This is a genomic window from Rhizobium sp. P43, from assembly GCF_056730705.1.
On the sequence record NZ_CM161539.1, the window covers coordinates 582,945 to 605,393 of the forward strand.

Here is a 22,449-nt window from a genome sequence, read left to right on the forward strand (position 1 = left end):
GCGATGACCATCAATGCCATCGCTCCCCCTGAGGTGGCGGCGTCAGTAGTATTCGGCCGAGAAGGAGCCGTTCGCCGCCTGAGTTACGACCACATTCGTCTGCGAACGGCCGGTGAAGTCGATCGTCTGTGCCGTGGTCGATGCCTGGGCATAGTCGATGATCGATCCGGGTGTGTAGAGGCCGTCGGCCACGTAGAACTTGATCACCGGCGTGATGTCGTAAGTCTCGTTGGGTTGCGCGACGAAGGTGGCGACCGGAGAGGGGATGCCGGGGATATTGCCTGGACGCGCCAGACCGAAGAGGTAGCCGTTGGTTGCGTTGAAATCACAATTGCTGACGATCCGGAACGAACCTGTTCGTGCACCCCCAGGGGTGAGTCGACCGAAGCCGACGCCGCCGGTCTCGGCGGCGCCGAGGAACGGGACGGTATCCTGTGTGGCCGTATTGACCGCGATGTCGCCGGCAATGCCCATCGTGGTGCCGGGAGCAACCTGCTCCGGTACCTGCGCCCAGTAGGCCGATGTCTCATCGGTGTAAGTCACGGTGTCGTTGCTGCCGGACGTGATGCCCTCGAACGTCACCCAGGCATTTGTATAGACTTCGGGGGACCCGCCCTTTGATCCGATGATCGGCGGCTCCATGAAGCAAACATAGCTTTTCACGAAGCCAGAAAGGTTGCGGATTCTGATTGTGTAGGTGGCCATTTCTTTCTCCCTTAAGCGGCACGCGGCCGATGGACCGCTGACGATGCCAGGAAGGAAAATGCCACCTGAGATAGTTGTTTTATCGATTAATCAATTTATGCCTGCGCAATTCGCGCCTTCCTTCGTTGCGTCGCGCGCAAGAATTGCTGCCATTCAAGCGTTTAGCGATTGAAGGAACGAATCCAGGAGTTTCCGGGAGGTTGTGGGGAGCCCCTCATATAGACGGAGGATCTTCTCAAGGCCCTCCGAAGCGGCTGTGTCGGAGCGGTGCGCCGTGGGCTCTGACGTCATTTTCCCGCGCCCAAGGACCAGCCAATCCAGCGAGATGTCGAGGAGCGAGCATATGTCCGCCGCGCTCTCGAGCGACATGGGGCCGTTGGCTAGCCATCGCGTGACGGTGCTTTGGCTGACGTTCAGGGCAACGGCGAAGGCGTGTTGTTTGTGATAACCTTTCGCCACCATGGCAGTTCGCAGCCGCATCCCTCGCCGACGAACTTGCTGGAGCTGCCCGGAGTGGTCTGCCATTGTGCTAACCCCTGCCTAAAGGTGGACATTCTTCACGTCTGCAAGAGACCAATTTTGGCCATGAGATCACAGGGATTACCCCGTGTGCATTTCCTATCCACAAAATTGCGCAGACAACAAAAAATCAATTAATAGTTGCGTTATCTCTGGCGGAAGTTGTGGGGAAAGGTTTGGATCCCCGATCGGACATGGAGAAGGAAGGGGCGGGATCAAATTCGCGCCGTTCCCGTTAGTGGCGCATGGGCCAACCGCATCTCACTTGCATATGAAAAATCATATGCGTTGAACTGACGCATGGCGGGTTGTCGCATTGCCTCAGTGGTGCCAGGGTATATCTGACTGGTGACATCTCCGGGAGGAGAGAAGGAAGGACAGCCATGTTCGAACACTTCGACGCCCAGCTCCTGGCACGCATGCAGTTCGCTTTTACCGTATCGTTCCACATCATTTTCCCCGCCTTTTCCATCGGCTTGGCGAGCTACCTCGCCGTGCTCGAAGGCCTCTATCTGTGGAAGAAGGACAGGGTCTATCTGGAGCTTTTCGACTTCTGGAAGACGATCTTCGCGGTCGCCTTCGGTATGGGTGTCGTTTCCGGCATCGTCATGTCCTACCAGTTCGGCACGAACTGGTCGGTGTTCTCGGACAAGGCAGGACCGGTCATCGGCCCCTTGATGGGCTACGAAGTCCTCACCGCCTTCTTCCTCGAAGCTGGCTTTCTCGGCGTCATGCTGTTCGGCCGCAACCGGGTTGGTCCGGGCCTGCATTTCTTCGCCACGCTGATGGTCGCCTTCGGCACGCTGATCTCGGCGACCTGGATCCTGTCAGTCAATTCGTGGATGCAGACGCCCGCTGGTTTTGCGATGAATGCGGAGGGGCAGTTCGTTCCCACCGACTGGTGGGCCATCGTCTTCAATCCGTCCTTCCCCTATCGCCTCGTCCACATGGTGATCGCCGCCTATCTGACGACGGCCTTCGTGGTCGGCGCCGTCGGCGCCTGGCATCTTCTGAAAGGGACTGCCCCACGACGTGCCGGAAAGATGTTCTCGATGGCGATGTGGATGGCCGCGATTGTCGCGCCGATCCAGATCTTCGCTGGAGACATGCATGGCCTGAACACGCTGGAGCATCAGCCGGTCAAGGTCATGGCCATGGAGGGGCATTTCGACAGCCATCCGGACGGCGCGCCACTGATCGTGTTCGGCATCCCGAACGAGGCGGAGAAGCGGGTTGATTATGCCATCGAAATTCCAAAGCTTTCGAGCCTCATCCTCAAGCATGACCTGAACGCTCCGCTCGCCGGTCTCGACACCGTCGCTGACGACAAGGAGCCGCCGGTGGCGATCGTCTTCTGGTCGTTCCGCGTCATGGTCGGCATTGGCTTTGCCATGTTGGGTGTCGGTCTTTTCTCGCTCTGGTGCCGCTGGAAGGGCACGCTTCATACAAATGACTGGCTGCATCGCGCTGCCTTGGTCATGGGGCCCTCCGGCTTCGTCGCGGTGCTTGCCGGCTGGATCACCACCGAAGTCGGCCGTCAGCCCTATACGGTCTATGGCCATCTCTTGACGGCGGATTCGATTTCGCCGGTTGCCGCGCCTGCGGTCGCGGCGTCGCTGATCGCCTTCATCGTGGTCTACTTCATCGTCTTCGGGGCCGGTACCTTCTACATCCTGCGCCTGATGGGCCGCCTGCCGCGTGATCCCATGCCGGATCTCGACGATGGACCGATCCGCGCGTCCGGCATCACGCCGGCCGCCCAGCCCGGACACCATGGAGGCCGTCATGCCCATTGATCTTCCGTTCATCTGGGCCGGCATTATCGCTTTTGCCGTGCTCGCCTATGTCATCCTCGACGGCTTCGATCTCGGCGTCGGCATTCTTTTCCCCTTCTTCCCGGAGAAGCACGAGAAGGACCTGATGATGAACTCGGTGGCGCCTGTCTGGGACGGAAACGAGACCTGGCTGGTGCTGGGCGGTGGCGGTCTGCTCGCTGTCTTTCCGCTTGCCTATGCGACGATCCTGCCTGCCCTTTACGCCCCGCTGATCATCATGCTGCTCGGCCTGATCTTCCGCGGCGTTGCCTTCGAATATCGCTGGCGCACCAAACGCGCCGAATATCTGTGGAACTGGGCCTTTGCCGGTGGATCATTTGTCGCTGCTTTCTTCCAGGGTGTGGCGCTTGGGGCCCTGGTGCAGGGAATACCCGTGACCGATCGTGCCTATTCCGGCGGCTGGTGGGACTGGCTCACGCCCTTTTCGCTGGCGACAGGTGCCGCCCTCGTCATCGGATATGCACTGCTTGGAGCGACCTGGCTGGTGATGAAGACGGAGGGCGAAATCGCGGATCGGGCACGGTCCTTCGCGCTGCCGCTGTCGTTTGCAACCGTCGCGGCGATGGGCGTTTTCAGCCTCTGGACGCCCTGGCTGGAACCCCTCTATTTCGAGCGCTGGTTCAAGTTCCCGACGCTGATCTTCTCGGTCGTCGTGCCGGCTCTGGTGCTCGGTTGCCTTTATGTCATCGTCAATGGACTTAGGAAGGGCCATGATGCGCGGCCGTTCCTGGCTGCCTTGGGTCTCTTCGTGCTCGGCTATGCCGGGATTGGGATCAGTTTCTATCCGTATATTGTGCCGACATCTTTGACCATCTGGGAGGCTGCCGCCCCCGACGAAAGCCTTGCCTTCCTGCTGGTCGGGGCCGTCATCCTCGTGCCGATGATCCTCGGCTACACGGCCTATGCCTATTGGGTCTTCCGTGGAAAGCTCAATCCGGACGAGGGCTATCACTGATGGACAAGCGCCTGATCGCCAGCCGTCTTCTCTGGTTTGTCGGCCTCTGGGCCGGCGGGGTCCTCGCCATCACCATCATCGGCGGCATCATCAAGCTCTGGCTTGGCGCCTGATCCTCAACCCTCCTGATGAAACTGATGTATCGGCTTATCGGACCAGCCTGATCACCTGAAATTCAATGGAAATCGGCGCGCAATCCCTTCAAAAGAGAGCGAGCTCACTCCATATGGGGGACAAGCCCGCAAGGGCATCCAAGACTGTTTCGAGGAGGACAGGAAACAACATGCGGCAATACGCAAAGACATTCGCGACGCTGGCTCTGGGCATGATGGTGACGCTGATCGCCGTCGACTATGCCGAGGCGCGTCGCGCTTCAGGCGGTCTCGGCAGCCGCGGCACGCGCACTTTCGATGCTCCGGCAGCAACCCGGACGGCACCGACGCCGGCCGCGCCGATCGAGCGCACCATGACCCCGCGCACCAACGCAAGCCAGCCTGCAACCAATCCGTCCACGGCCGCCAACCAGGCCACGCGCCCCGGCCTGTTCGGCGGTCTCGCCGGCGGTCTGATGGGCGGCCTGCTGCTCGGCGGTCTGTTCGGCATGATGATGGGCACCGGCTTTGGCGGTGCCATGGGCTTCCTAGGCCTGCTGCTGCAGGGCTTGCTGATCTTCTTCCTGATCCGCTTTGCGATGCGCATGTTCGCCAATCGCCAGGCTGCAACCTCCGGCGCCGGCAATCCTCCGGGCTTCGGCGGCTTTGGCGGCATGGCGCGCGACAACCAGAGCGGTGATCAGGCTCGTCCGAGCTTCCAGATCCCGAAGCTTGGCGGTGGGGTCTCGTCCGTGGCATCGGCCCGTCGTGCCGCCCAGCCGGATGAACTTGGCATCACGCCGAAGGATCTCGAGCGCTTCGAGGAGCTGCTGCAGGAGATGCAGCGCGCGTATGCAGCTGAAGATTACGGCGCGCTGCGTCGGATCACCACGCCGGAAGCCATGTCCTATCTCGCCGAGGAGCTGAGCGAAAACGCAACCAAGGGCGTCAAGAACGAAGTGCGCGACGTGCATCTCGTTCAGGGCGACGTGGCCGAAAGCTGGGCCGAAGACAAGATGGAATACGCCACCGTTGCCATGCGCTACGAGGCGATCGACTATGTCGTCGACCGTCAGAGCGGAGATGTGGTCGAGGGTGATGCGACCACGCCGGTGGAATCGGTCGAGATCTGGACCTTCGCCCGCCGGCCGAACACCCAGTGGCAGATCTCGGCGATCCAGAGCGCAAACTGATCTGGCCATTCGTTGATGATTGAGACCTCCCTGCCGGGTTCGGTGGGGAGGTTTTTGTTTATGGGCGTTCGGGGCTTGATCAGGTTGCTGCTCGCGGTACCCCCCTCTGTCCTGCCGGACATCTCCCCCTCAAGGGGGGAGATTGGATCGGGGATCCCGATCTCGCTGCCATTCATGCCGAGGTCTGGGGTTCTTCTATAGCGGTTGTACTGCGTAAAGATGACACCTGGTCAGGTGGTCTCAACGGCGACCGGCAATCTCCCCCCTTGAGGGGGAGATGTCGGCGTAGCCGACAGAGGGGGGTACACCTTGCTCCGAAACTTAAAGCCTCACCCTCAACCCGGGCACTGCTGCAGCTGGCGGGCGTAGGTGTAGGTGATATCGGTAAATCGCTTCGCACCCCGCAGCGCCTCCGGACGCTTGTTGTAGGCGCCGCGGAGATAGCCGGTATGGCCGGAGTGATAGGCGAGATAGAGCTTGTAGGGGTCGTTCAGCGGGATGTTCAGCTTGTCGGCGGTCTGACGGTGGTACCAGCCGATGAAGCGGATGGCGTCGGAGAAATCCGTGCGGCGGGCGCCCCAGCGGCCTGTTTCGCGCTGGTAGCGTTCCCAGGTGCCGTCAAGCGCCTGGGAATAGCCATAGGCACTCGACTGACGCTTGCCGGGGATGAAGCCGAAGATCATCTTGCGCGGCGGCTTGGCGTTGTGGCGGAAACTGGATTCCGTATAAATCGTCGCCATCAGGATCGGCACCGGCACGCCATATTCGCGTTCGGCAGCGATGGCAGCCCGTCGCCAGTTGTTGAACAGCCCGTCGCGCTGCTCGAAAATCGCGCAGGCATTGCGGGTCTGGGATGGCGGTTTGGCACAGGCCGACAGCATCAGCATGACGCCGAGGGCAGAGTAAAGAGCGGTACGCATGACAAAACCTCGCTACAGGCCTGCCATTCTATTCATTAAAATTTAACGAAAGGTTTTCTTAACCGCCCCCGGATCTCGCATCCCTCTATCGGGGGAGGGGGCGCCGGTCGAGAGCGGCCTCGCATGCTCGCCAGGCGAGAAACAGGCGTTGACGTCAGTCGCATTTGCCACCAGTCTGCCGGGCGATCGTTAGGCAGCGAGGAGGGGCAGTCATGTCCTTGCCCGGCGGTCGCAGGTGGACGTTCGTCCGGGAGCGAGGATATGCAGGGCATGCAGCAGGTCGGCATCGGCATCATCGGATGCGGCAATATTTCAGGCGCTTATCTCAAGGCGCTCCAGCATTTTCCGATCCTGAAGGTTTGCGGCATCGCCGACCTCAACACGGAGCTTCGCCCAGGCGCGGGCCGCTGAATTCGGTGTGCCTGCGCGTTCGATCGAGTCGCTTTATGCCGATCCGGACGTGCAGATCATCGTCAACCTGACGATCCCCAAGGCGCATGTCGAAGTGGGGCTGAAAGCGCTCGCGGCGGGCAAACATGTCTATTCGGAAAAGCCGCTCGGCGTGACCTTTGCCGAAGGCAAGCGGCTCGTCGAAACGGCGAAGTCGCTCAATCTCCGGGTCGGGTCTGCGCCCGACACCTTTCTCGGCGGCGCGCATCAGACAGCGCGCGGGCTGATCGACCAAGGCGTGATCGGCCAGCCGATCGGCGGCACGGCCTACTTCATGTGCCCCGGCCATGAGCGATGGCATCCCAATCCGGACTTCTACTATGAGGCCGGCGGCGGGCCGATGCTCGACATGGGCCCCTACTACATCACCGATCTCGTCAATCTCTTCGGCCCGGTGGAGAAGGTGGCGGGCTTTGCCACCAAGGTGCGCGACACGAGAAAGATCGGCAGCGAGCCACGCCGGGGTGAGACGATCCCCGTGTATGTGCCGACGCATGTCGCGGGGCTCATGTCCTTCGCCAACGGGGCGGTGGTGCAGATCTCCATGAGCTTCGATGTCGCGGCGCACTGGCACAAGCCGCTCGAGGTCTATGGCACCGAGGGCACGCTGATCGTGCCGGATCCCAATCATTTCGGCGGCGACGTCTTCGTCCTGCCGCTGACCGGTGAAGCGCAGGGCAAGCCCGTGACGCTGCCTTACGCCGAAGGCAACTGGCGCTCGCTTGGCGTCGCCGACATGGCACATGCCATTCTGTCTAACCGACCGCATCGGGCAAATGGGGATCTCGCGCTGCATGTGCTCGAAGTCATGGAAGCCTTCCAGACGGCCTCCGACCGGGGCGAGACAGTCAAGATCACCACCAGTGTCGAGCGGCCGGCGCCGCTCGAACAGTCGCTCGTCGACGGCTTGATCGGCCGCTAAGTTCATTTTCAGAAGGAAATTTACATGCGTCAGGTTCTGATTTGCTGGGGCGGCTGGGACGGACACCAGCCCGAACAATGTGCGGCCATCGTCTCCGACATGCTGAAGGCCGAAGGGTTCACCGTCCGCGTCGAAGCGGGCACGGAGGCCTTTGCCGATCCCGCGATCCGCGACTACAGCCTCATCGTGCCGATGCTGACGATGACAAAGATCGAAAAGCCCGAGATCGAGAACCTGGAACTCGCCATTCGCGGCGGCGTCGGCCTCGGCGGTTTCCACGGCCAGGCGGGCGACAGTTTTCGCGACTGCGTGCAGTATCAATATATGATCGGCGGCCAGTGGGTCGCCCATCCCGGCAATATCTATGATTACACGGTCAATATCGTGAAGCCCGAGGACCCGCTGGTCTCCGGCATCGGCGATTTCCCCTATCGCTCCGAGCAGTATTACATGCATGTCGACCCGAACAACGAGGTGCTGGCGACGACGACCTTTACCGGCGAGCATGATGCCTGGATCGATGGGCATGTGATGCCGGTCGTCTGGAAGCGCCGGCACGGGCAGGGCAGGGTGTTCTACTCCTCGCTCGGCCACCAGGCGGCGGAGTTCGAGGTGCCGCAGATGCGGGAGATTGTGCGGAGAGGGTTGGTTTGGGCGGCTCGGTGAGGGGAGCGCCTAGCCGATCAGCCAGCCGCGAATTGCGGCCCAGTTGTTCAGGATGACGATCACGGCAGTCGCAATCGACAGCATTGCGGCGGCCTTTCCCATGGTCGGCAGGCTGTTGACGCGGCCTTTAAGCTCGCCGAACTCAATCGCGGACGGTGCAGCGCGCAGCATGGCCTTGATCTCGGCGGTATCCTGCAGGACCCGTTTCATATCGTCTTCGAGGGCTTTGACGCGCTGTTCCATGGCATCAAATGTGCCACCGTCGTCGCTGTCTTTCAAGGCGGCTGCCGTTGCTATGCGGCGCTTCGGCGTTTCGTTGACCATGGAACATCATCCAATTTCGGTGTCACGATGATTGGTGCAATCTTTGCGAGAAATTGGTTGGGCGTCAAGAATGGCAAATAATCAGCAGCCACAGGCCGAAGCGCTGCGCCACTTAGTCGAACTAACAATCTGCTAAACTGGAGAATCTTGGTAGCGGGGGGCGGACTTGAACCGCCGACCTTGGGGTTATGAATCCCACGCTCTAACCACCTGAGCTACCCCGCCACACATCGGACATCTGGGCTTGAAGCCGTCGCCGTCCGAAGCGATGGGCGGCTTATAAGGCGAGGGTCCGATCAAAGTCAAGCGCGGTTTGGGCAAAAACAGCGTGGCTTTCCACCGGCTTGACTGATGAGCTTGAGAGCGGCCCGAAAGCCGCTGCCTCAGGCCGCCACGGGGCTGGCGAGAAGCGCCTTCAGGGCGCTTTCGGCCGTGCCGGAGCGTTCAGACCGCTCGATGAAGCCGCCGCCATAGACGCGGGCGTCGGCGCCGGTTGCCGAATAGAGCACGCAGGCCTGGCCGGGGGCGACGCCGGCTTCGCCGATTTCGAGATCGACATAGACACCCTTGTCGTCTGCATGCAGGACGGCAGGCGTCGGCGGTCGGGTGGAGCGGACCTTGGCGAAGCAGGGCATGCCGTCACTTGCGTCTTCCGCCAGCGTGCGGTCGCCCAGCCAGTTGATGTCGCGCAGGTAGACGCGGTGGGTTTCCAGCGCTTCCTTCGGCCCGACGATAACGCGGCGCGAGCGGGCGTCGAGATAGATGACGTAGAGCGGCTCGCCGGTGGCGACGCCCAAGCCCTTCCGCTGGCCGATCGTGTAATGCAGGATGCCTTCGTGGCTGCCGAGCACGCGGCCATCGAGATGGACGATCTCGCCGGCAAGTGCTGCATTCGGCTTCAGCTTGTTGATCACGTCGGCATATTTGCCCTGGGGCACGAAACAGATGTCCTGGCTGTCGGCCTTCTGGGCGACGACGAGGCCCATCTCTTCAGCGAGCACGCGGACTTCCGCCTTCGACATCGCGCCGAGCGGGAAGCGCAGATAGTCGATCTGCTCCTGCGTGGTGGCAAAGAGGAAATAGCTCTGGTCGCGCTCGCTATCGATCGGGCGAAAGAGGGCGCGGTGGCCGGGATCGTTTGCCAGCGGCACCGACTTCGAGCGGATGTAATGACCGGTCGCCAGCGCGTCGGCGCCGAGTTCTTTCGCGGTCGCCAGAAGGTCGGCGAACTTGACCGTCTGGTTGCAGGCCACGCAGGGGATCGGCGTTTCGCCGGCGACATAGCTTTCCATGAACGGGTTGATCACGGTGTCGCGGAAACGCTGTTCGTAGTCGAGCACGTAATGGGGAATGCCGAGCGTTTCGCAGACGCGGCGGGCATCGTCGATGTCTTGGCCGGCGCAGCAGGAGCCGGCGCGATGGACGGCAGCGCCATGGTCATACAGCTGCAGCGTGATGCCGAGGACGTCATAACCCTCGCGCTTCAGGATGCCGGCGACGACGGACGAGTCCACGCCGCCCGACATGGCGACGACAACGCGCGTATCTTCCGGTCTCTTGTCAAAATCCAGCGTGTTCACGGGCTTCGTCTCTGTGCTTCATGCGACCGTTCAGCCCGCCGCTTCAGGCGATCTTGGCCAGGCTCTGCCGGGTTTTTCACCTGCTGCCGGTACCGGTCCTTTAGTTGACGGATATAGAAAGGATTGCTTCTTCGTGCAAGAGCAGCGATTCGCGGGAGGTGTCCCGCAGGGAGGTCCGAAGAAATGCCCGTCCATATGACCGTCACGCCGGAGAGCTTTCCGATCGCCGGGAGTTTCACCATCTCGCGCGGGTCGAAGACCGAGGCGAAGGTGGTCACGGTGCGGCTGACGGATGGCGCGCATGTGGGCCAGGGCGAATGCGTGCCCTATGCGCGGTATGGCGAGACGGTGGACAGTGTCGTCGAGATGCTCAAGGCGCTGGTGCCTGAGGTGGCTCAGGGGCTGGACCGGGCAGGGCTGCAGGACCGGCTGAAGCCGGGCGCTGCGCGCAATGCGCTGGACTGCGCCTTCTGGGATCTCGAAGCCAAGCGGGCCGGGCTTCCGGTCTGGCAACTTGCAAAGTTAAAAGAGCCAAAGCCGCTTTCGGTCACCTACACGCTGTCGCTCGGTAGCCCAGAGAGCATGCAGGCTGCGGCGGAGAAGGAGGCGCACCGGCCGCTCTTGAAGGTCAAGCTCGGTGGCGAAGGGGATGTCGAGCGTATCCGGGCAGTCAGGGCTGGCGCGCCGAACGCCGCCATTATTGTCGATGCCAATGAGGGCTGGACCCTGGAGCAGTACAAGGCACTGGCGCCTGTCTTTCTCGATCTCGGGGTAAAGCTGGTTGAGCAGCCGTTTCCGGCTGGTTCTGATGATGCCCTTCTCGGCCTTGATCGGGTCCTGCCGGTCTGTGCCGACGAGAGTTGTCACGACACGGCATCGCTTACTGCCCTCAAGGGCAAGTATGATGCCGTCAACATCAAGCTCGACAAGACGGGCGGGCTGACGGAAGCGCTTGCAATGCGGGATGCGGCCGTTGAAGCCGGTTTCGAGATCATGGTCGGCTGCATGGTCGGCACCTCGCTTGCCATGGCCCCGGCCTTTCTGATCGGCCAGGGCGCGGCCTTTGTCGATCTCGACGGGCCGCTGCTTCTGGCGCGGGATCGGGAGCCGGTGATTTCCTATGACGGTGCCGTGATGCCGCTGCCGCCGCGTGGGTTGTGGGGGTAGTCTTTCCCGTTTTGCCCGACGGCACCCCCCTCTGTCCTGCCGGACATCTCCCCCACAAGGGGGGAGACTGGCTACCCCGCTAGCCTTTCACCCACCTTTGGGGTTGCATTCGGTGCGGCAGACGCGGCGCTCCGCTCTCCCCCCTTGTGGGGGAGATGTCACGTAGTGACAGAGGGGGGTGTCGGCCAGGTCGAAGCGCTACCGCCGGATTAAGCCCCTCATGCCTTCGCCATCCAGATCACATGCTTCTTGCCGCGCCCGGTTCGCCCAGCCCTCACCGGAATCTCTTCCACCCCATAGCCGCAGTCCTTCAAGCGGCGTGTGAACCTGGGGTCCGGGCCCTGCGACCAGACGCCGAGCACGCCGCCGCGGGTTAGGGCGGATTTGGATTTCCTTAACCCGTCATGGGAATAGAGGCCGTCATTCGCTTCGCGTGTGAGGCCGTCAGGGCCGTTGTCGACGTCGAGCAGGATGGCGCCGAACTGTCCCCTGGATTTGGCAATCAGCGCGCCGACATCGCCGACATGCACGGAGACTCGCGGGTCGTCGAGGCTGCCGGCATAGATCTCGGCCATCGGGCCGCGCGCCCAGTCGACGACGGCGGGCACGAGTTCGGCGACGGTCACCTTCGCATCCTGAGGCAGCACGGCAAGGGCGGCGCGAAGCGTAAAGCCCATGCCGAGGCCGCCGATCAGGATATGCGGGCGCTTGTGGTCAGTGATCCGCTCGAAGGCGAGGGTGGCGAGCGCTTCCTCGGAGCCACTGAGGCGGCTGTTCATCAGCTCGTTGGTGCCGAGCATGATGGAGAATTCCGTGCCGCGTTGCTTCAGGCGCAATTCGCCGCCGCCGGGTATCTTGGCCGTGTCGAGCTGGATCCAGGGGAGCATGGGGCAAATCCTGCGCTTGAAGAGTTCGGCAGCCCCTATCACGGCGGAGCCCGGGGGTTCAACGTCGTGTCCGTAAGGTAGATCGAAAACGAGGCTTGCGGTTCATCCCGCTTCCGAGGATAGCTTCAGCTCTCCGGTGAAATTGCCGGATCGTGTATCTCCAGGAGACTGCCCATGCCCGCCCCCGTCAACCTATTCAAGAAAGCGCTGCGTGAAGACCAGGGGCTCCTGACCGGGCTCTGGGTGGCGCTCGCCAATCCGCATTCGGCGGAAATCTGCGCCGGGGCGGGCTTCGACTGGATCCTCATCGATGCCGAACATGGGCCGAACGATATTCCGCTGATCGCAGCCCAGCTTGCGGCGATTACCCGGCATCCCTCGCATCCGGTCGTGCGGCTGCCGGTCGGCGAGCCCTGGCTGATCAAGCAGGCGCTGGATATCGGCGCGCAGACGCTGATGATCCCGATGGTCGAGACGGGCGAGCAGGCGGCCATGCTGGCCAAGGCGCTGCGTTATCCGCCGGATGGTATCAGAGGCATGGGCGCGAGCCTGGGGCGCGCCTCGAATTTTGGGCGCATCGCCGATTATGCGGATACGGCCAATGCGCAAGTCTGCCTGATTGCCCAGATCGAAAGCCGTCTCGGTGTCGAGAATGCCGATGCAATCCTGGCTGTCGAAGGCGTCGATGCCGTGCTGATCGGGCCTGCCGATCTCTCCGCCGACATGGGCTATCGCGGCAAGGCGACGGTGCCGGAGGTGATGGAGAGGGTCGAGGCGCTGATCGGCAAGATCAAGGCGGCCGGCAAGCCGGCAGGCATCATGACCGGCGATCCGGAGATGATCGCGCTCGCGCGGCGCGCCGGCGTGCGCTTCATGGCGACGGGCACCGATACGGGGCTTCTGGCGCGGGCTGCTGCCGCGCTTGCGGCCGAGATGCGGGGTGCAGACCCTTCGGATGCGCCCGCTGCCGGCGGCTATTCGTAATCGGCTTGGTCTCGGTGCCGCGCGGCAGCGGGCCAGTTCTGAGGGCAGCCGTTGTCCATGCCAATTAGGACTGCGACCGGGAGAGCCTGGAAGAACGGATTGTCTGTGTCGCGGCAAGTCGAGAGAAAGCCAGCGCCTCATCGGCGCTCACCTTTCCATCGACGCATCAAACGCATCACTGCTCCAATGAGTGAGATGACGCGGAGTGGCGTTGTCGATCGCTTAGCCCCAGCCACCTCCGGGCATCAGTGGCTGCGGGCCGTGACCAATGCACGAGCCTTTTCGCGAGCCTTGTCGCGGGTGCGTGCAATCGCCTCGCGGATGCGTGCGCTGCGGCTGTTGTCGTTGTCGGCGACCGTCATGGCATTGCCGCGCCATTCGAAGCCGCTGCCGAACCAGGCCGTTACGAAGAGCACCGGCAAGAGTAGGTCGCGGAGCATCATGGCGGGTAAAATGCGCCAACCGGTCGGCCAGCCAAAGGCTCTCGCCAGCACCACCTCTGCGCCATACCAGGCGACGATATAAGCGAATGGTGCGATGGCGGGCAGTGCATCGGTGATTGCCAGTGTGCCCATGGCCGCCAGCGGCAGGGCGATCCCGGTGAAGATTTCCGGCAGGAAATAGAGCGGGAAGGAGGCGCGACGCAGGCGAGCCCAGCGCAGCTGTCGTTTCCAGACGGCCTTGATGTCACGCTCACCCAGGGGCTGCGGGAAGGGCTCGTGCACGAGCCGAACCTTGAGGCCAGCGCTGCGGATCAGGAGCGTCGCGGCGGCGTCCTCGGCCACTTCTTCACCCAGCCGCTCGAAGCCGCCGAGCCTGGCTATCAGTTGCCGGTTGAAGAGCATGGCCTTGCCCTGAGCGAAGCCGAAGCCGCAGGCATCGGCAAAAAGCTGCCAGCGCGCCTGGAAACTGTCCAGCCAGGCGCATTCCAGCAGCGCCCCAGAGTTTTCCGGCTCTGTCCCGGCAGGCGGCGAGCAGACGAGACCGGTCTGGTCGTCCCAGCGGCCGATCATTCGCTCGATCGTGTCTGGCGGCATCAGGACGTTGCTGTCGGTCATGACGATCCAGTCGTGACGGGCGGAACGCCAGCCCTTGATGACATTGTTCATCTTCGGATTGACGCTGAACAGGTCTTCGCCGACCAGCAGCCTGGAAGGAATATGTGGATGCGCCGCCATCAAGCGGCGAGCCACAGACGCTGCCGGATCGTCGGCTTTGGCCACACAGAAGATGATCTCGTAACTCGGCCAGTCCAGCAGGAACGAGGATGCAAGGCAGCGTTCGAGGTTGTTTTCCAGCCCGCAGATTGGTCGGATCAGGGTGACCGGCGGACGGGCCGTCGCCGCCGCCTCGTGATTGCGGTTTCGCAGTCTCGTTGAGAGGACGAAGGCGATGCTTGCAAGTTGGACGAAGAGGGCGATCGCGGCAAACCAGATCAGAGCAGTCATGGCGAGTCTCCGGATTTTCCGTTCCGGATAGCATCGCTGTGTGACAGTTCGGCGAAGCCTCAGTCCTTGTGGCGCAGCGCCTGAAGCAGTTTGAAGCCCAGGAATGCGGCAATGGCAGCGGCTGCCAGGAAACCGCTGACGCTGCCACTGATTTCGGCGATCTCCGTAACGCTCTCGCTGAAGCTCGCGCCCAGTCCGGTGTAGAGAATGACCCAGACGGCCTCGCCGAGAATGCCGGCCAGCGTAAAGCGCATCCAGGAGAAACCGGAAGCGCCGGCCATGAGATTGAGATAGGGGCCAAGCGGCGAGAGTAGCCAGCGGGTCAGGAAAACGGCCATATTGCCACGTGCATCCATCTCTCGCTCGGCCCGTTCAATTGCCCTGCGGCGCTGCGCGTTGCGGCTGACAAGCGGGATCAGCCGCTGTCCGGCGAGGCGGCCCAGAACATAGCCGATCTGGTCGCCGGCGATTGCGGCGGACAGGGCAACCGCAATCACGATCCAGAGGGTGAAGTCACCGGCGGCAGCAAGCGCGCCCATCAGCATCATCACGATCGAGGCTGGCAGGGGCGCGCCGAGGCAGCTGATGCCGACGACAAGCGCGAGCAGTGACAGTCCGTAGGACGGCAGGGACGCGAGCAGCGTTTCCGTGAGGGTCATTTCGGCGGGCCCTGACGCCGAAGTTCGGCAAGGGACGCCTCGATGTCAGCCTTGAAGTCCTCGAAACTCTGGCCACGCTCTTTCGCCAACCGCTCCAGAGAGGGGCGCGGGCCGTCCTTCGGCGGCGGTGGCAGATCGAGGTCGCGGGCCAGCTTCTCGACGGGTACATGCCAGGAATGGGCAACATAACCGATCGTCATCCAGGGCTCGGGCGGCAGGTCCTGTCGTGCCGGGTCGTTCCAGTAGGCGACAAAGAAGATTGTCCGTCCGGCGAAGAAGATCGCAAACGCCATGGCCAGCAGAAAGGCCGAGGTGAGGATGCGGTGGCGTTGCCAGAGTTTCAGGAATGTCTTCACGGTTCTCTTGTGTGCTGGGGCGGCCGCAGGTTGACAGGTCAGGTCGGCGTGCCTCTATCGTCTTGTGGCATGTAAGCGAGAATGAGGAGCGGCGGCAATGGCGGAGGCGGAAGTCAGGCTCGAAGACAGCTGGAAAGCGGTGCTGGGGTCCGAATTCGCGCAGCCCTATATGCGCGACCTCAAAGATTTTCTGCAAAGGGAAAAGGCTGATGGAAAGCAGATCTTTCCAAAAGGTGCCGAGTATTTCCGGGCGCTCGATCTCACCCCGCTGAACCAGGTGCGGGTCGTCATCCTTGGTCAGGATCCCTATCACGGTGCCGGACAGGCGCATGGTCTCTGCTTTAGCGTCAGACCCGGCGTGCGCATCCCGCCTTCGCTCGTCAATATCTACAAGGAACTGCAGAGCGATCTCGGCATTGTGCCTGCGCGTCATGGCTTTCTCGAACACTGGGCCCGGCAGGGTGTGCTTCTGCTCAACAGCGTTCTTACGGTCGAAGAATCGCGGGCGGCTTCCCATCAAGGGCAGGGATGGGAGCGGTTTACCGATGCCGTGATCCGCGCGGTCAATGGGGACTGTGAGCATGTGGTCTTTATGCTCTGGGGCTCCTATGCGCAGAAAAAGGCCGCCTTTGTAGATCGGGCCCGGCATCTGGTTCTGAAGGCGCCGCATCCGTCGCCGCTTTCGGCGCATAACGGCTTCTTCGGCTGCCGGCACTTTTCGCAGGCCAATGAGTTTCTTCTGTCAAAAGGTCGGTCGGTGATTGATTGGCAGCTGCCAAATCAACCATGAGCGCGCAACAAGACGTGTTCATGACCTTTTCAAGTGCTTGCCGCGATCCTGCATGTGACCAATAGTGCCACCATCTTCGTTTCACTCCGTCGGAGTCCGCATGTCCAACCATTTGAAGTTCTTCATAGACGGTGCATGGGTCGATCCGATGGCTCCGGCCCGTCTCGACGTCATCGATCCCTCGACCGAAGAGCCGTTCACGACGATCTCGATCGGTGGCCGTGCTGATGTCGATCGTGCCGTCAAGGCAGCCCGTGACGCCTTCGCGACGTTTTCGCTGACCGATCGCTTTGAGCGGCTGGCGCTGCTGGAGCGAATCCTGGCCATCTACAATGAGCGCTTCGAAGATATCGCCCAGGCGGTTAGCCGGGAGATGGGTGCGCCGCTTGCCTTTGCGCGGGAGGCACAGGCCGCGGCCGGCAGGGCGCATCTGGAGGCGACAATTTCCGCCTTCAGGGCATTCGATTTTGCCGAACAGCGCGGCTCCACCCGGATCGTCAAGGAGCCGATCGGCGTCTGTGCGTTGATCACGCCTTGGAACTGGCCGCTCAACCAGATCGTCTGCAAGGTGGCGCCTGCCATCGCTGCCGGCTGCACGGTGGTTCTGAAGCCCTCGGAGATTGCGCCGATCTCGGGGCTGATCTTCGCCGAAGTGATGGAGGCCGCGGGGACGCCAAAGGGCGTGTTCAACCTTGTCAACGGGCGCGGGCCAGAGGTCGGTCAGGTGATGGCCGGTCATCCCGATGTCGATATGGTGTCCTTTACCGGCTCGACGCGGGCGGGGATCGTGGTTGCCAAGACGGCTGCCGATACGGTCAAGCGTGTGGCCCAGGAATTGGGCGGCAAGTCGGCCAACATCATCCTGCCGGATGCCGACCTTGAGACAGCGGTGGTGAAGGGGGTCGAAGGCTGCTTCGGCAATTCCGGCCAGTCCTGCGATGCACCGACGCGGATGCTGGTGCCGGCGGATCGACATGACGAGGCCTTGCACATCGCGCGAGCGGCCGCAGACGCCCATAAGGTTGGTGATCCACGCGCCGAGGATACCGTTCTCGGTCCGGTGGTCAGCAATATCCAATACAACAAGATCCAGCGGCTGATCGAACTTGGGATCGAAGAGGGAGCCTTGCTGGTCACCGGCGGTCCGGGTCGGCCCGAGGGACTCAACCGGGGTTATTATGTCCGTCCGACGGTATTCGGCCATGTGACGCCAGACATGACGATCGCGCGCGAAGAGATCTTCGGCCCCGTCCTGTCGATCATGCCCTACGAGACGGAAGAGGAGGCGATCGCGATTGCCAACGACACCGTGTATGGCCTGGCGGCCTATGTGCAGTCTGAAGACATCGAGCATGCGCGGCAGGTTGCAGCCCGCATGCGCGCCGGTTCCGTCTATCTCAACTACCCGGAGTGGGATACGTCAGCGCCATTTGGAGGCTACAAACAGTCCGGGAACGGCCGCGAATATGCGGACTGGGGCATCCACGATTTTCTCGAGATCAAGGGCATTGTCGGCTGGGGCGCCTGATTGGTTCTTCAGAAGACGCATTCTGCCATTTCTCCTCTCGCACCCGAGCGTGCGTTTCCCTGATCCGGCTTGGCTGCGCCTTGCCAGCGACGGCCGTTTTGCTGCCACTTGAAGTAAACCTTGCCTCAAATGTCGCGCCTCTGCCTAAATTTTGCCAATTTTTCCAAAGGCTTGCGATAAGGGCTTCAGGGGTGTGTGGGGAACAATTTTCCGTGAAGTCCGTTCTTTCCGTCAATGGCAGTCAACGGAAAGGATCTAGCCATGAATACGAAGATTATCGCTCTCGGAGCTCTTGTACTCGGTGCTGTCACGACGCCCGTTCTGGCACAGGAAGGCACTGTCACGGGTGCGGCCGGTGGTGCCGTGACCGGCGCCATTGTCGGTGGACCGGTCGGTGCTGCCGTGGGTGGCGTGGTGGGTGCCATTGCGGGTACCGCGGTTGCTCCGCCGCCGCCGAAGGTCGTCACCTATGTTCAGCAGCAGCCGCTGCCGACCCAGCCGGTCGTGATCGAAAAGCAGGTGGTCGTCGGTGAGCCCCTGCCGCAGGAAATCGTGCTGACCCCGATCCCGGACGACCCGACGTACGCTTACGCGGTCGTCAACAATCAGCGCGTCATCGTCGATCCGCAGACCTACGTCGTAGTCGGCGTCGTCCAGTAATCGGCTTTCCGACGTTTCAGAGACAGAAAGGCTTGGCCGATCGCTTGGCGGTCGGTCGCCCAATCCAGGAGGAAATACCATGGACCAACGTCCCGATCCTCGCCTCGATCAGCGTCCGCATGTGACCCAGCAGACCTCTGCAGGCGGTGGCGCGACCTGGGGCATCGCCATCCTGCTGATCGTGGTGATCGCAGTTGGCGCGTTCTTCGTCTTCGGCGGCACTGATACCGCCGATAGCCCAGCGACGACGGCAACGGAAAGCACGACGCCGGCGACCCCGCCTGAAGATGCTCCCGCGACTCCGCCGGCCGACACGGCGACTCCGCCAGCCGAGACGGTAACACCGCCGGCCGATATCGCCACGCCGCCTGCGGCCGATCCGGCACCCGCGACGCCGCCGGCTGGCGATGCGGCCCCGGCCCAGCCTGCCGCACCGGCACCCGCTCCGGCGACCCCGCCGGCCAGCAGCACGCCTTGATCCGATCAAGGGCTTTCGACGAGGCCAGCTCCCCCGGGGGCTGGCCTTTTTGCTGCGGCTGCGCTTTCCTTGCCGATGACTGGGTCAATCGGGGATCGATCGATGAGCGATATGATGGCGAGTGAGGGAATGCGGGCACCCCGCCTTGCGATCGATCCTTCGGAACCCGCCGTTGTCTATGCCATCGGCGATGTGCATGGCTGTCTCGACGCGCTGATCGCGCTCGAAGAGCGCATCGTTGCGGATGCCGCCGGGATCGAGCGGCGCAAGCTGATCGTCATGCTCGGCGACTATGTGGATCGCGGACCGAAATCGGCGGCGGTGATCTATCATCTGACCGCCTCGCCGCCCGCCGGCTTCGAGCGTATCTGCCTTCGTGGCAATCACGACGATGCGTTTCTCGCCTTCCTCGATGGCGATCCCGCCGGCGACTGGGTGCTCGATCATGGCGCCGAACAGACCTTCGCCTCTTACGGTCTCGACATGGAAGCGCTTGCCCTCGACGGTGCGCGGCATGTGCTGCGGGAAGCGATCCGCGCGGCAGTCCCTGCGAGCCATGTCGAGTTTCTGCGTCAGCTCCCGGTGCTGTTGACCATCGGCACCGATGTCTTCGTCCATGCGGGCCTGCGTCCGGGCCGGCCTCTCGCAGAGCAGACCGACGACGATCTGATGTGGATACGACGGTCGTTTCTCGACCTCGGTCCGGGTCTCCCGGTCAGGGTCTTCCACGGACACACGCCGATGCGGGAGGCCTATGTGGGGGCCGAGCGCGTCAGTCTCGACACGCATTGTTACCGCACGGGACGTCTGACCGCCGCGCGGCTGCAGGCGGGTGAGGTCACGGTCCTCTCGGTCGGCTGATCCCGATGGGCTGAAGGATCAGGTCCGGGGCTTGTCCGCAGGCTTGCCCCATTCAGCGATTGCGATGCCGCCGAGAACGAGAACCAGCGCCACGATATGGAAGACTTCCAGTTTCTCGCCAAGGATGGTGATCGACAGAAGCGTCCCGAAGACCGGCACGAGGTTGATAAAGAGGCCGGCGCGGTTGGCGCCAATGCCTTCCACGCCCTTGATGTAAAGGATCTGCGAGATCAGCGACGGGAAGAGACCGGCGTAGAGGATGATCAGCCAGCCTTGCGTGTCCGGGAGGATGAGTTCGCCACGACCGGCTTCCCACCACATGAGCGGCAGACAGGTGATTGCGGCGGCGAGTGCCGGGACGGCCATCAGGCTTTTCCAGTGGACGGGCGGCTTCCAGCGCAGTGAGACGGTGTATACCGCGTAGGAAATACCGGCAAACAGCATCAGCAGGTCGCCATAGTTCAGCGTCAGGGTCAGCAGGGTCTGCAGATCGCCATGCGACGCGGTGACCGCCGCGCCGACGAAGCTGATCATAAAGCCCAGGATCTGGATCGCGGAGACGGCAATGCGGAACAGCAGGAAGTTGATGACGAAGATCAGCACCGGGATGGCGCCCTGTTCGATCGCGCCGTTGACTGCGCTCGTGTATTTGAGCGCTGTATAGAGGAAGCCGTTGAAGGCCGCATAGCCAACGGCGCCGTAGAAGACCAGGAGCTTCCAATTGGCTTTCAGCACCGGCCAGTCTTTGCGGATCTGCGGGATCGAGATGGCGGCGATGATCACGGTCGCAAGCGCCCAGCGGCCGAAGCTCAGAACCATCGGGCTGACATGGCCGAGTGCCAGCTTGCCGGCAATCGTGTTGCCGCCCCAGAGCAGGGTGGTGATCACAAGAAAAGTATAGGCGCGGATGGGCAAAGGTGTCTCTTCCCTGCATGCAGGCGCCGTTCGCCGAAACCGTCTCCCCCCGGTTCGTCGCGGCGCGAATTGCCTTGGAAATAGGCGAGGGGTCGGGCTTTGTCACGTAAAAAGCCAAATCGCTCGTCAAGACGGGTCGATTTCCCAAAAACAACACAGTATAGATGCGCGGGTTTGGGTAGGCGCAGGCACTGCGCAATATACAGGATTAGATGATGACGAATGTCGTGGTGATTGGTTCGCAATGGGGTGACGAGGGCAAGGGCAAGATTGTCGACTGGCTCTCCGAACGTGCGGACATCGTGGTCCGCTTCCAGGGCGGACACAATGCCGGCCACACGCTCGTCATCGACGGCGTTTCCTACAAGCTCTCGCTGCTTCCGTCGGGCGTCGTGCGCCCCGGCAAGAAGGCCGTGATCGGCAATGGCGTGGTCGTCGATCCGCATGCGCTGATCGCCGAGATCGGCCGCCTGAAGGACCAGGGCGTGGACGTCACGCCGGACAATCTGCGCATCGCCGAAAACGCGACACTGATTCTCTCGCTGCACCGCGAACTCGACGGAATGCGCGAAGATGCAGCCTCCAACAGCGGTACGAAGATCGGCACGACCCGTCGCGGCATTGGCCCGGCCTATGAAGACAAGGTCGGCCGTCGCGCGATCCGCGTGATGGACCTCGCGGATCTTGACGCACTCGACGGGAAGGTCGAGCGGATCCTCACGCATCACAACGCCCTGCGTCGCGGTTTCGGCGCTCCGGAAGTCGAGCACAAGACGATCATGGAGGAACTGACGTCGATCGCCGATCGCGTGCTGCCCTTCATGGATTCGGTCTGGGTCCTCCTGGACAAGGAGCGCCGCAAGGGCTCGCGCATCCTGTTCGAAGGTGCTCAGGGCTCGCTGCTCGACATCGACCACGGCACATATCCCTTCGTGACCTCGTCCAATACCGTCGCCGGCCAGGCTGCGGCCGGTTCCGGCATGGGCCCGGGCTCGCTCGGCTATATCCTCGGAATCACCAAGGCCTATACGACGCGCGTTGGTGAAGGTCCGTTCCCGACCGAGCTGCATGACGAGATCGGCCAGTTCCTCGGCGAAAAGGGCCATGAGTTCGGCACTGTCACGGGCCGCAAGCGGCGCTGTGGCTGGTTTGATGCGGCACTCGTGCGCCAGTCGGTCGCGACCAATGGAATCACCGGCATCGCGCTCACCAAGCTCGATGTTCTCGATGGTCTGGAAGAGCTGAAGATCTGCGTCGGCTACAAGCTTGATGGGCAGGAGATTGACTATCTGCCGGCAGCGCAGGCCGCCCAGGCACGCGTCGAGCCGATCTACATCACGCTCGAAGGCTGGAAAGAATCCACGGTAGGTGCCCGGAAATGGGCTGATCTTCCGGCTCAGGCGATTAAATATGTCCGTCAGGTGGAAGAACTGATCGGCGCGCCGGTCGCGCTTCTGTCGACAAGTCCCGAGCGCGACGACACCATACTTGTGACGGACCCCTTCGAGGACTAATCTAGGATTTTACTGAAAATTTACCGGCGCGGCGGGGCCGG

The 22,449-nt window shown here is 62.3% G+C and carries 22 protein-coding genes, 1 tRNA gene and 1 pseudogene; 13 read left to right on the forward strand and 11 right to left on the reverse strand.

Translation table 11 applies throughout. The annotated features are described in order from the left end of the window. Nucleotides 1-42: 42 nt before the first annotated feature. Both AC1PUL_RS02755 and AC1PUL_RS02760 read right to left on the reverse strand, forming a co-directional pair. Nucleotides 43-705, reverse strand: a complete 663-nt coding sequence (locus tag AC1PUL_RS02755; protein ID WP_480466511.1) for a hypothetical protein — start codon at nucleotides 703-705, stop codon at nucleotides 43-45. Nucleotides 706-858: 153 nt separating this feature from the next. Beyond that, nucleotides 859-1,230 (reverse strand): helix-turn-helix domain-containing protein, encoded by a 372-nt coding sequence (locus AC1PUL_RS02760; RefSeq protein WP_480466512.1) that lies wholly within the window; start codon nucleotides 1,228-1,230, stop codon nucleotides 859-861. A gap of 377 nt (nucleotides 1,231-1,607) precedes the next feature. Between AC1PUL_RS02760 and AC1PUL_RS02765 the strand changes: the two genes are divergently transcribed. The 3 genes from AC1PUL_RS02765 to AC1PUL_RS02775 all read left to right on the forward strand — a co-directional run bounded on the left by AC1PUL_RS02765 (nucleotide 1,608) and on the right by AC1PUL_RS02775 (nucleotide 5,299). Further along, entirely contained in the window at nucleotides 1,608-3,020 is a 1,413-nt protein-coding gene (locus AC1PUL_RS02765; RefSeq protein WP_480466513.1) for a cytochrome ubiquinol oxidase subunit I, read from the forward strand. Next, nucleotides 3,010-4,014, forward strand: a complete 1,005-nt coding sequence (gene cydB, locus AC1PUL_RS02770; protein WP_480466514.1) for a cytochrome d ubiquinol oxidase subunit II — start codon at nucleotides 3,010-3,012, stop codon at nucleotides 4,012-4,014. The genes AC1PUL_RS02765 and cydB overlap by 11 nt, the downstream gene beginning before the upstream one ends. 283 nt (nucleotides 4,015-4,297) lie before the next feature. After that, nucleotides 4,298-5,299 (forward strand): Tim44 domain-containing protein, encoded by a 1,002-nt coding sequence (locus AC1PUL_RS02775; protein WP_480466515.1) that lies wholly within the window; start codon nucleotides 4,298-4,300, stop codon nucleotides 5,297-5,299. A gap of 335 nt (nucleotides 5,300-5,634) precedes the next feature. Here AC1PUL_RS02775 and AC1PUL_RS02780 read toward each other — a convergent pair whose 3' ends face one another. Further along, nucleotides 5,635-6,219 (reverse strand): transglycosylase SLT domain-containing protein, encoded by a 585-nt coding sequence (locus AC1PUL_RS02780; RefSeq protein ID WP_480466516.1) that lies wholly within the window; start codon nucleotides 6,217-6,219, stop codon nucleotides 5,635-5,637. Nucleotides 6,220-6,489: 270 nt separating this feature from the next. Between AC1PUL_RS02780 and AC1PUL_RS02785 the strand changes: the two are divergent. After that, nucleotides 6,490-7,591 (forward strand): annotated as a pseudogene (locus tag AC1PUL_RS02785) (Gfo/Idh/MocA family protein). A gap of 24 nt (nucleotides 7,592-7,615) precedes the next feature. Continuing rightward, nucleotides 7,616-8,257 (forward strand): ThuA domain-containing protein, encoded by a 642-nt coding sequence (locus AC1PUL_RS02790; RefSeq protein WP_480466517.1) that lies wholly within the window; start codon nucleotides 7,616-7,618, stop codon nucleotides 8,255-8,257. A gap of 9 nt (nucleotides 8,258-8,266) precedes the next feature. Here the strand turns inward: AC1PUL_RS02790 and AC1PUL_RS02795 are convergent, their stop codons facing one another. From AC1PUL_RS02795 to mnmA, 3 genes are all read right to left on the reverse strand, one after another. Beyond that, entirely contained in the window at nucleotides 8,267-8,581 is a 315-nt protein-coding gene (locus AC1PUL_RS02795) for a hypothetical protein (protein ID WP_480466518.1), read from the reverse strand. A gap of 148 nt (nucleotides 8,582-8,729) precedes the next feature. Then, nucleotides 8,730-8,806, reverse strand: a tRNA-Met gene (locus AC1PUL_RS02800). A 158-nt stretch (nucleotides 8,807-8,964) separates the two neighbouring features. After that, entirely contained in the window at nucleotides 8,965-10,161 is a 1,197-nt protein-coding gene (gene mnmA, locus AC1PUL_RS02805) for a tRNA 2-thiouridine(34) synthase MnmA (protein ID WP_480466519.1), read from the reverse strand. 183 nt (nucleotides 10,162-10,344) lie between these two features. Between mnmA and dgcA the strand changes: the two genes are divergently transcribed. Beyond that, nucleotides 10,345-11,328 carry an N-acetyl-D-Glu racemase DgcA gene (gene dgcA, locus AC1PUL_RS02810; protein ID WP_480466520.1) on the forward strand — a complete coding sequence of 328 codons (984 nt, stop codon included), beginning with the start codon at nucleotides 10,345-10,347 and terminating at the stop codon, nucleotides 11,326-11,328. Between the two features lie 218 nt (nucleotides 11,329-11,546). Here the strand turns inward: dgcA and AC1PUL_RS02815 are convergent, their stop codons facing one another. After that, nucleotides 11,547-12,215, reverse strand: coding sequence for a spermidine synthase (locus tag AC1PUL_RS02815; protein ID WP_480466521.1), 669 nt, complete (start codon nucleotides 12,213-12,215; stop codon nucleotides 11,547-11,549). 174 nt (nucleotides 12,216-12,389) lie between these two features. On the opposite strand from AC1PUL_RS02815, the gene AC1PUL_RS02820 reads away from it, so the two are divergent. After that, complete coding sequence (locus tag AC1PUL_RS02820) at nucleotides 12,390-13,199, forward strand: HpcH/HpaI aldolase family protein (RefSeq protein ID WP_480466522.1); 810 nt, start codon at nucleotides 12,390-12,392, stop codon at nucleotides 13,197-13,199. Between the two features lie 245 nt (nucleotides 13,200-13,444). Here the strand turns inward: AC1PUL_RS02820 and AC1PUL_RS02825 are convergent, their stop codons facing one another. The 3 genes from AC1PUL_RS02825 to AC1PUL_RS02835 are packed head-to-tail and all read right to left on the reverse strand — an operon-like array spanning nucleotide 13,445 to nucleotide 15,662. Next, nucleotides 13,445-14,647 (reverse strand): ceramide glucosyltransferase, encoded by a 1,203-nt coding sequence (locus AC1PUL_RS02825; RefSeq protein WP_480466523.1) that lies wholly within the window; start codon nucleotides 14,645-14,647, stop codon nucleotides 13,445-13,447. A gap of 59 nt (nucleotides 14,648-14,706) precedes the next feature. After that, complete coding sequence (locus AC1PUL_RS02830) at nucleotides 14,707-15,306, reverse strand: DedA family protein (protein WP_480466524.1); 600 nt, start codon at nucleotides 15,304-15,306, stop codon at nucleotides 14,707-14,709. Next, nucleotides 15,303-15,662: a hypothetical protein gene (locus AC1PUL_RS02835; RefSeq protein WP_480466525.1), complete on the reverse strand. Its 360-nt coding sequence runs from the start codon at nucleotides 15,660-15,662 to the stop codon at nucleotides 15,303-15,305. The genes AC1PUL_RS02830 and AC1PUL_RS02835 overlap by 4 nt, the downstream gene beginning before the upstream one ends. A 97-nt stretch (nucleotides 15,663-15,759) precedes the next feature. On the opposite strand from AC1PUL_RS02835, the gene ung reads away from it, so the two are divergent. The 5 genes from ung to AC1PUL_RS02860 all read left to right on the forward strand — a co-directional run bounded on the left by ung (nucleotide 15,760) and on the right by AC1PUL_RS02860 (nucleotide 19,979). Next, nucleotides 15,760-16,452 (forward strand): uracil-DNA glycosylase, encoded by a 693-nt coding sequence (gene ung, locus AC1PUL_RS02840; protein ID WP_480466526.1) that lies wholly within the window; start codon nucleotides 15,760-15,762, stop codon nucleotides 16,450-16,452. A gap of 100 nt (nucleotides 16,453-16,552) precedes the next feature. Next, nucleotides 16,553-17,980, forward strand: coding sequence for an aldehyde dehydrogenase family protein (locus AC1PUL_RS02845; protein ID WP_480466527.1), 1,428 nt, complete (start codon nucleotides 16,553-16,555; stop codon nucleotides 17,978-17,980). 261 nt (nucleotides 17,981-18,241) lie between these two features. Further along, nucleotides 18,242-18,640, forward strand: coding sequence for a DUF1236 domain-containing protein (locus AC1PUL_RS02850; protein ID WP_480466528.1), 399 nt, complete (start codon nucleotides 18,242-18,244; stop codon nucleotides 18,638-18,640). Between the two features lie 79 nt (nucleotides 18,641-18,719). Then, complete coding sequence (locus AC1PUL_RS02855) at nucleotides 18,720-19,118, forward strand: hypothetical protein (RefSeq protein ID WP_480466529.1); 399 nt, start codon at nucleotides 18,720-18,722, stop codon at nucleotides 19,116-19,118. A gap of 102 nt (nucleotides 19,119-19,220) precedes the next feature. Then, nucleotides 19,221-19,979 carry a metallophosphoesterase family protein gene (locus AC1PUL_RS02860; protein ID WP_480466530.1) on the forward strand — a complete coding sequence of 253 codons (759 nt, stop codon included), beginning with the start codon at nucleotides 19,221-19,223 and terminating at the stop codon, nucleotides 19,977-19,979. A gap of 18 nt (nucleotides 19,980-19,997) precedes the next feature. On the opposite strand, the gene AC1PUL_RS02865 is transcribed toward AC1PUL_RS02860, so the two are convergent. After that, nucleotides 19,998-20,894 carry a DMT family transporter gene (locus AC1PUL_RS02865; RefSeq protein ID WP_480466531.1) on the reverse strand — a complete coding sequence of 299 codons (897 nt, stop codon included), beginning with the start codon at nucleotides 20,892-20,894 and terminating at the stop codon, nucleotides 19,998-20,000. 215 nt (nucleotides 20,895-21,109) lie between these two features. On the opposite strand from AC1PUL_RS02865, the gene AC1PUL_RS02870 reads away from it, so the two are divergent. Further along, nucleotides 21,110-22,408 carry an adenylosuccinate synthase gene (locus AC1PUL_RS02870; protein ID WP_480466532.1) on the forward strand — a complete coding sequence of 433 codons (1,299 nt, stop codon included), beginning with the start codon at nucleotides 21,110-21,112 and terminating at the stop codon, nucleotides 22,406-22,408. Nucleotides 22,409-22,449: the final 41 nt, after the last annotated feature.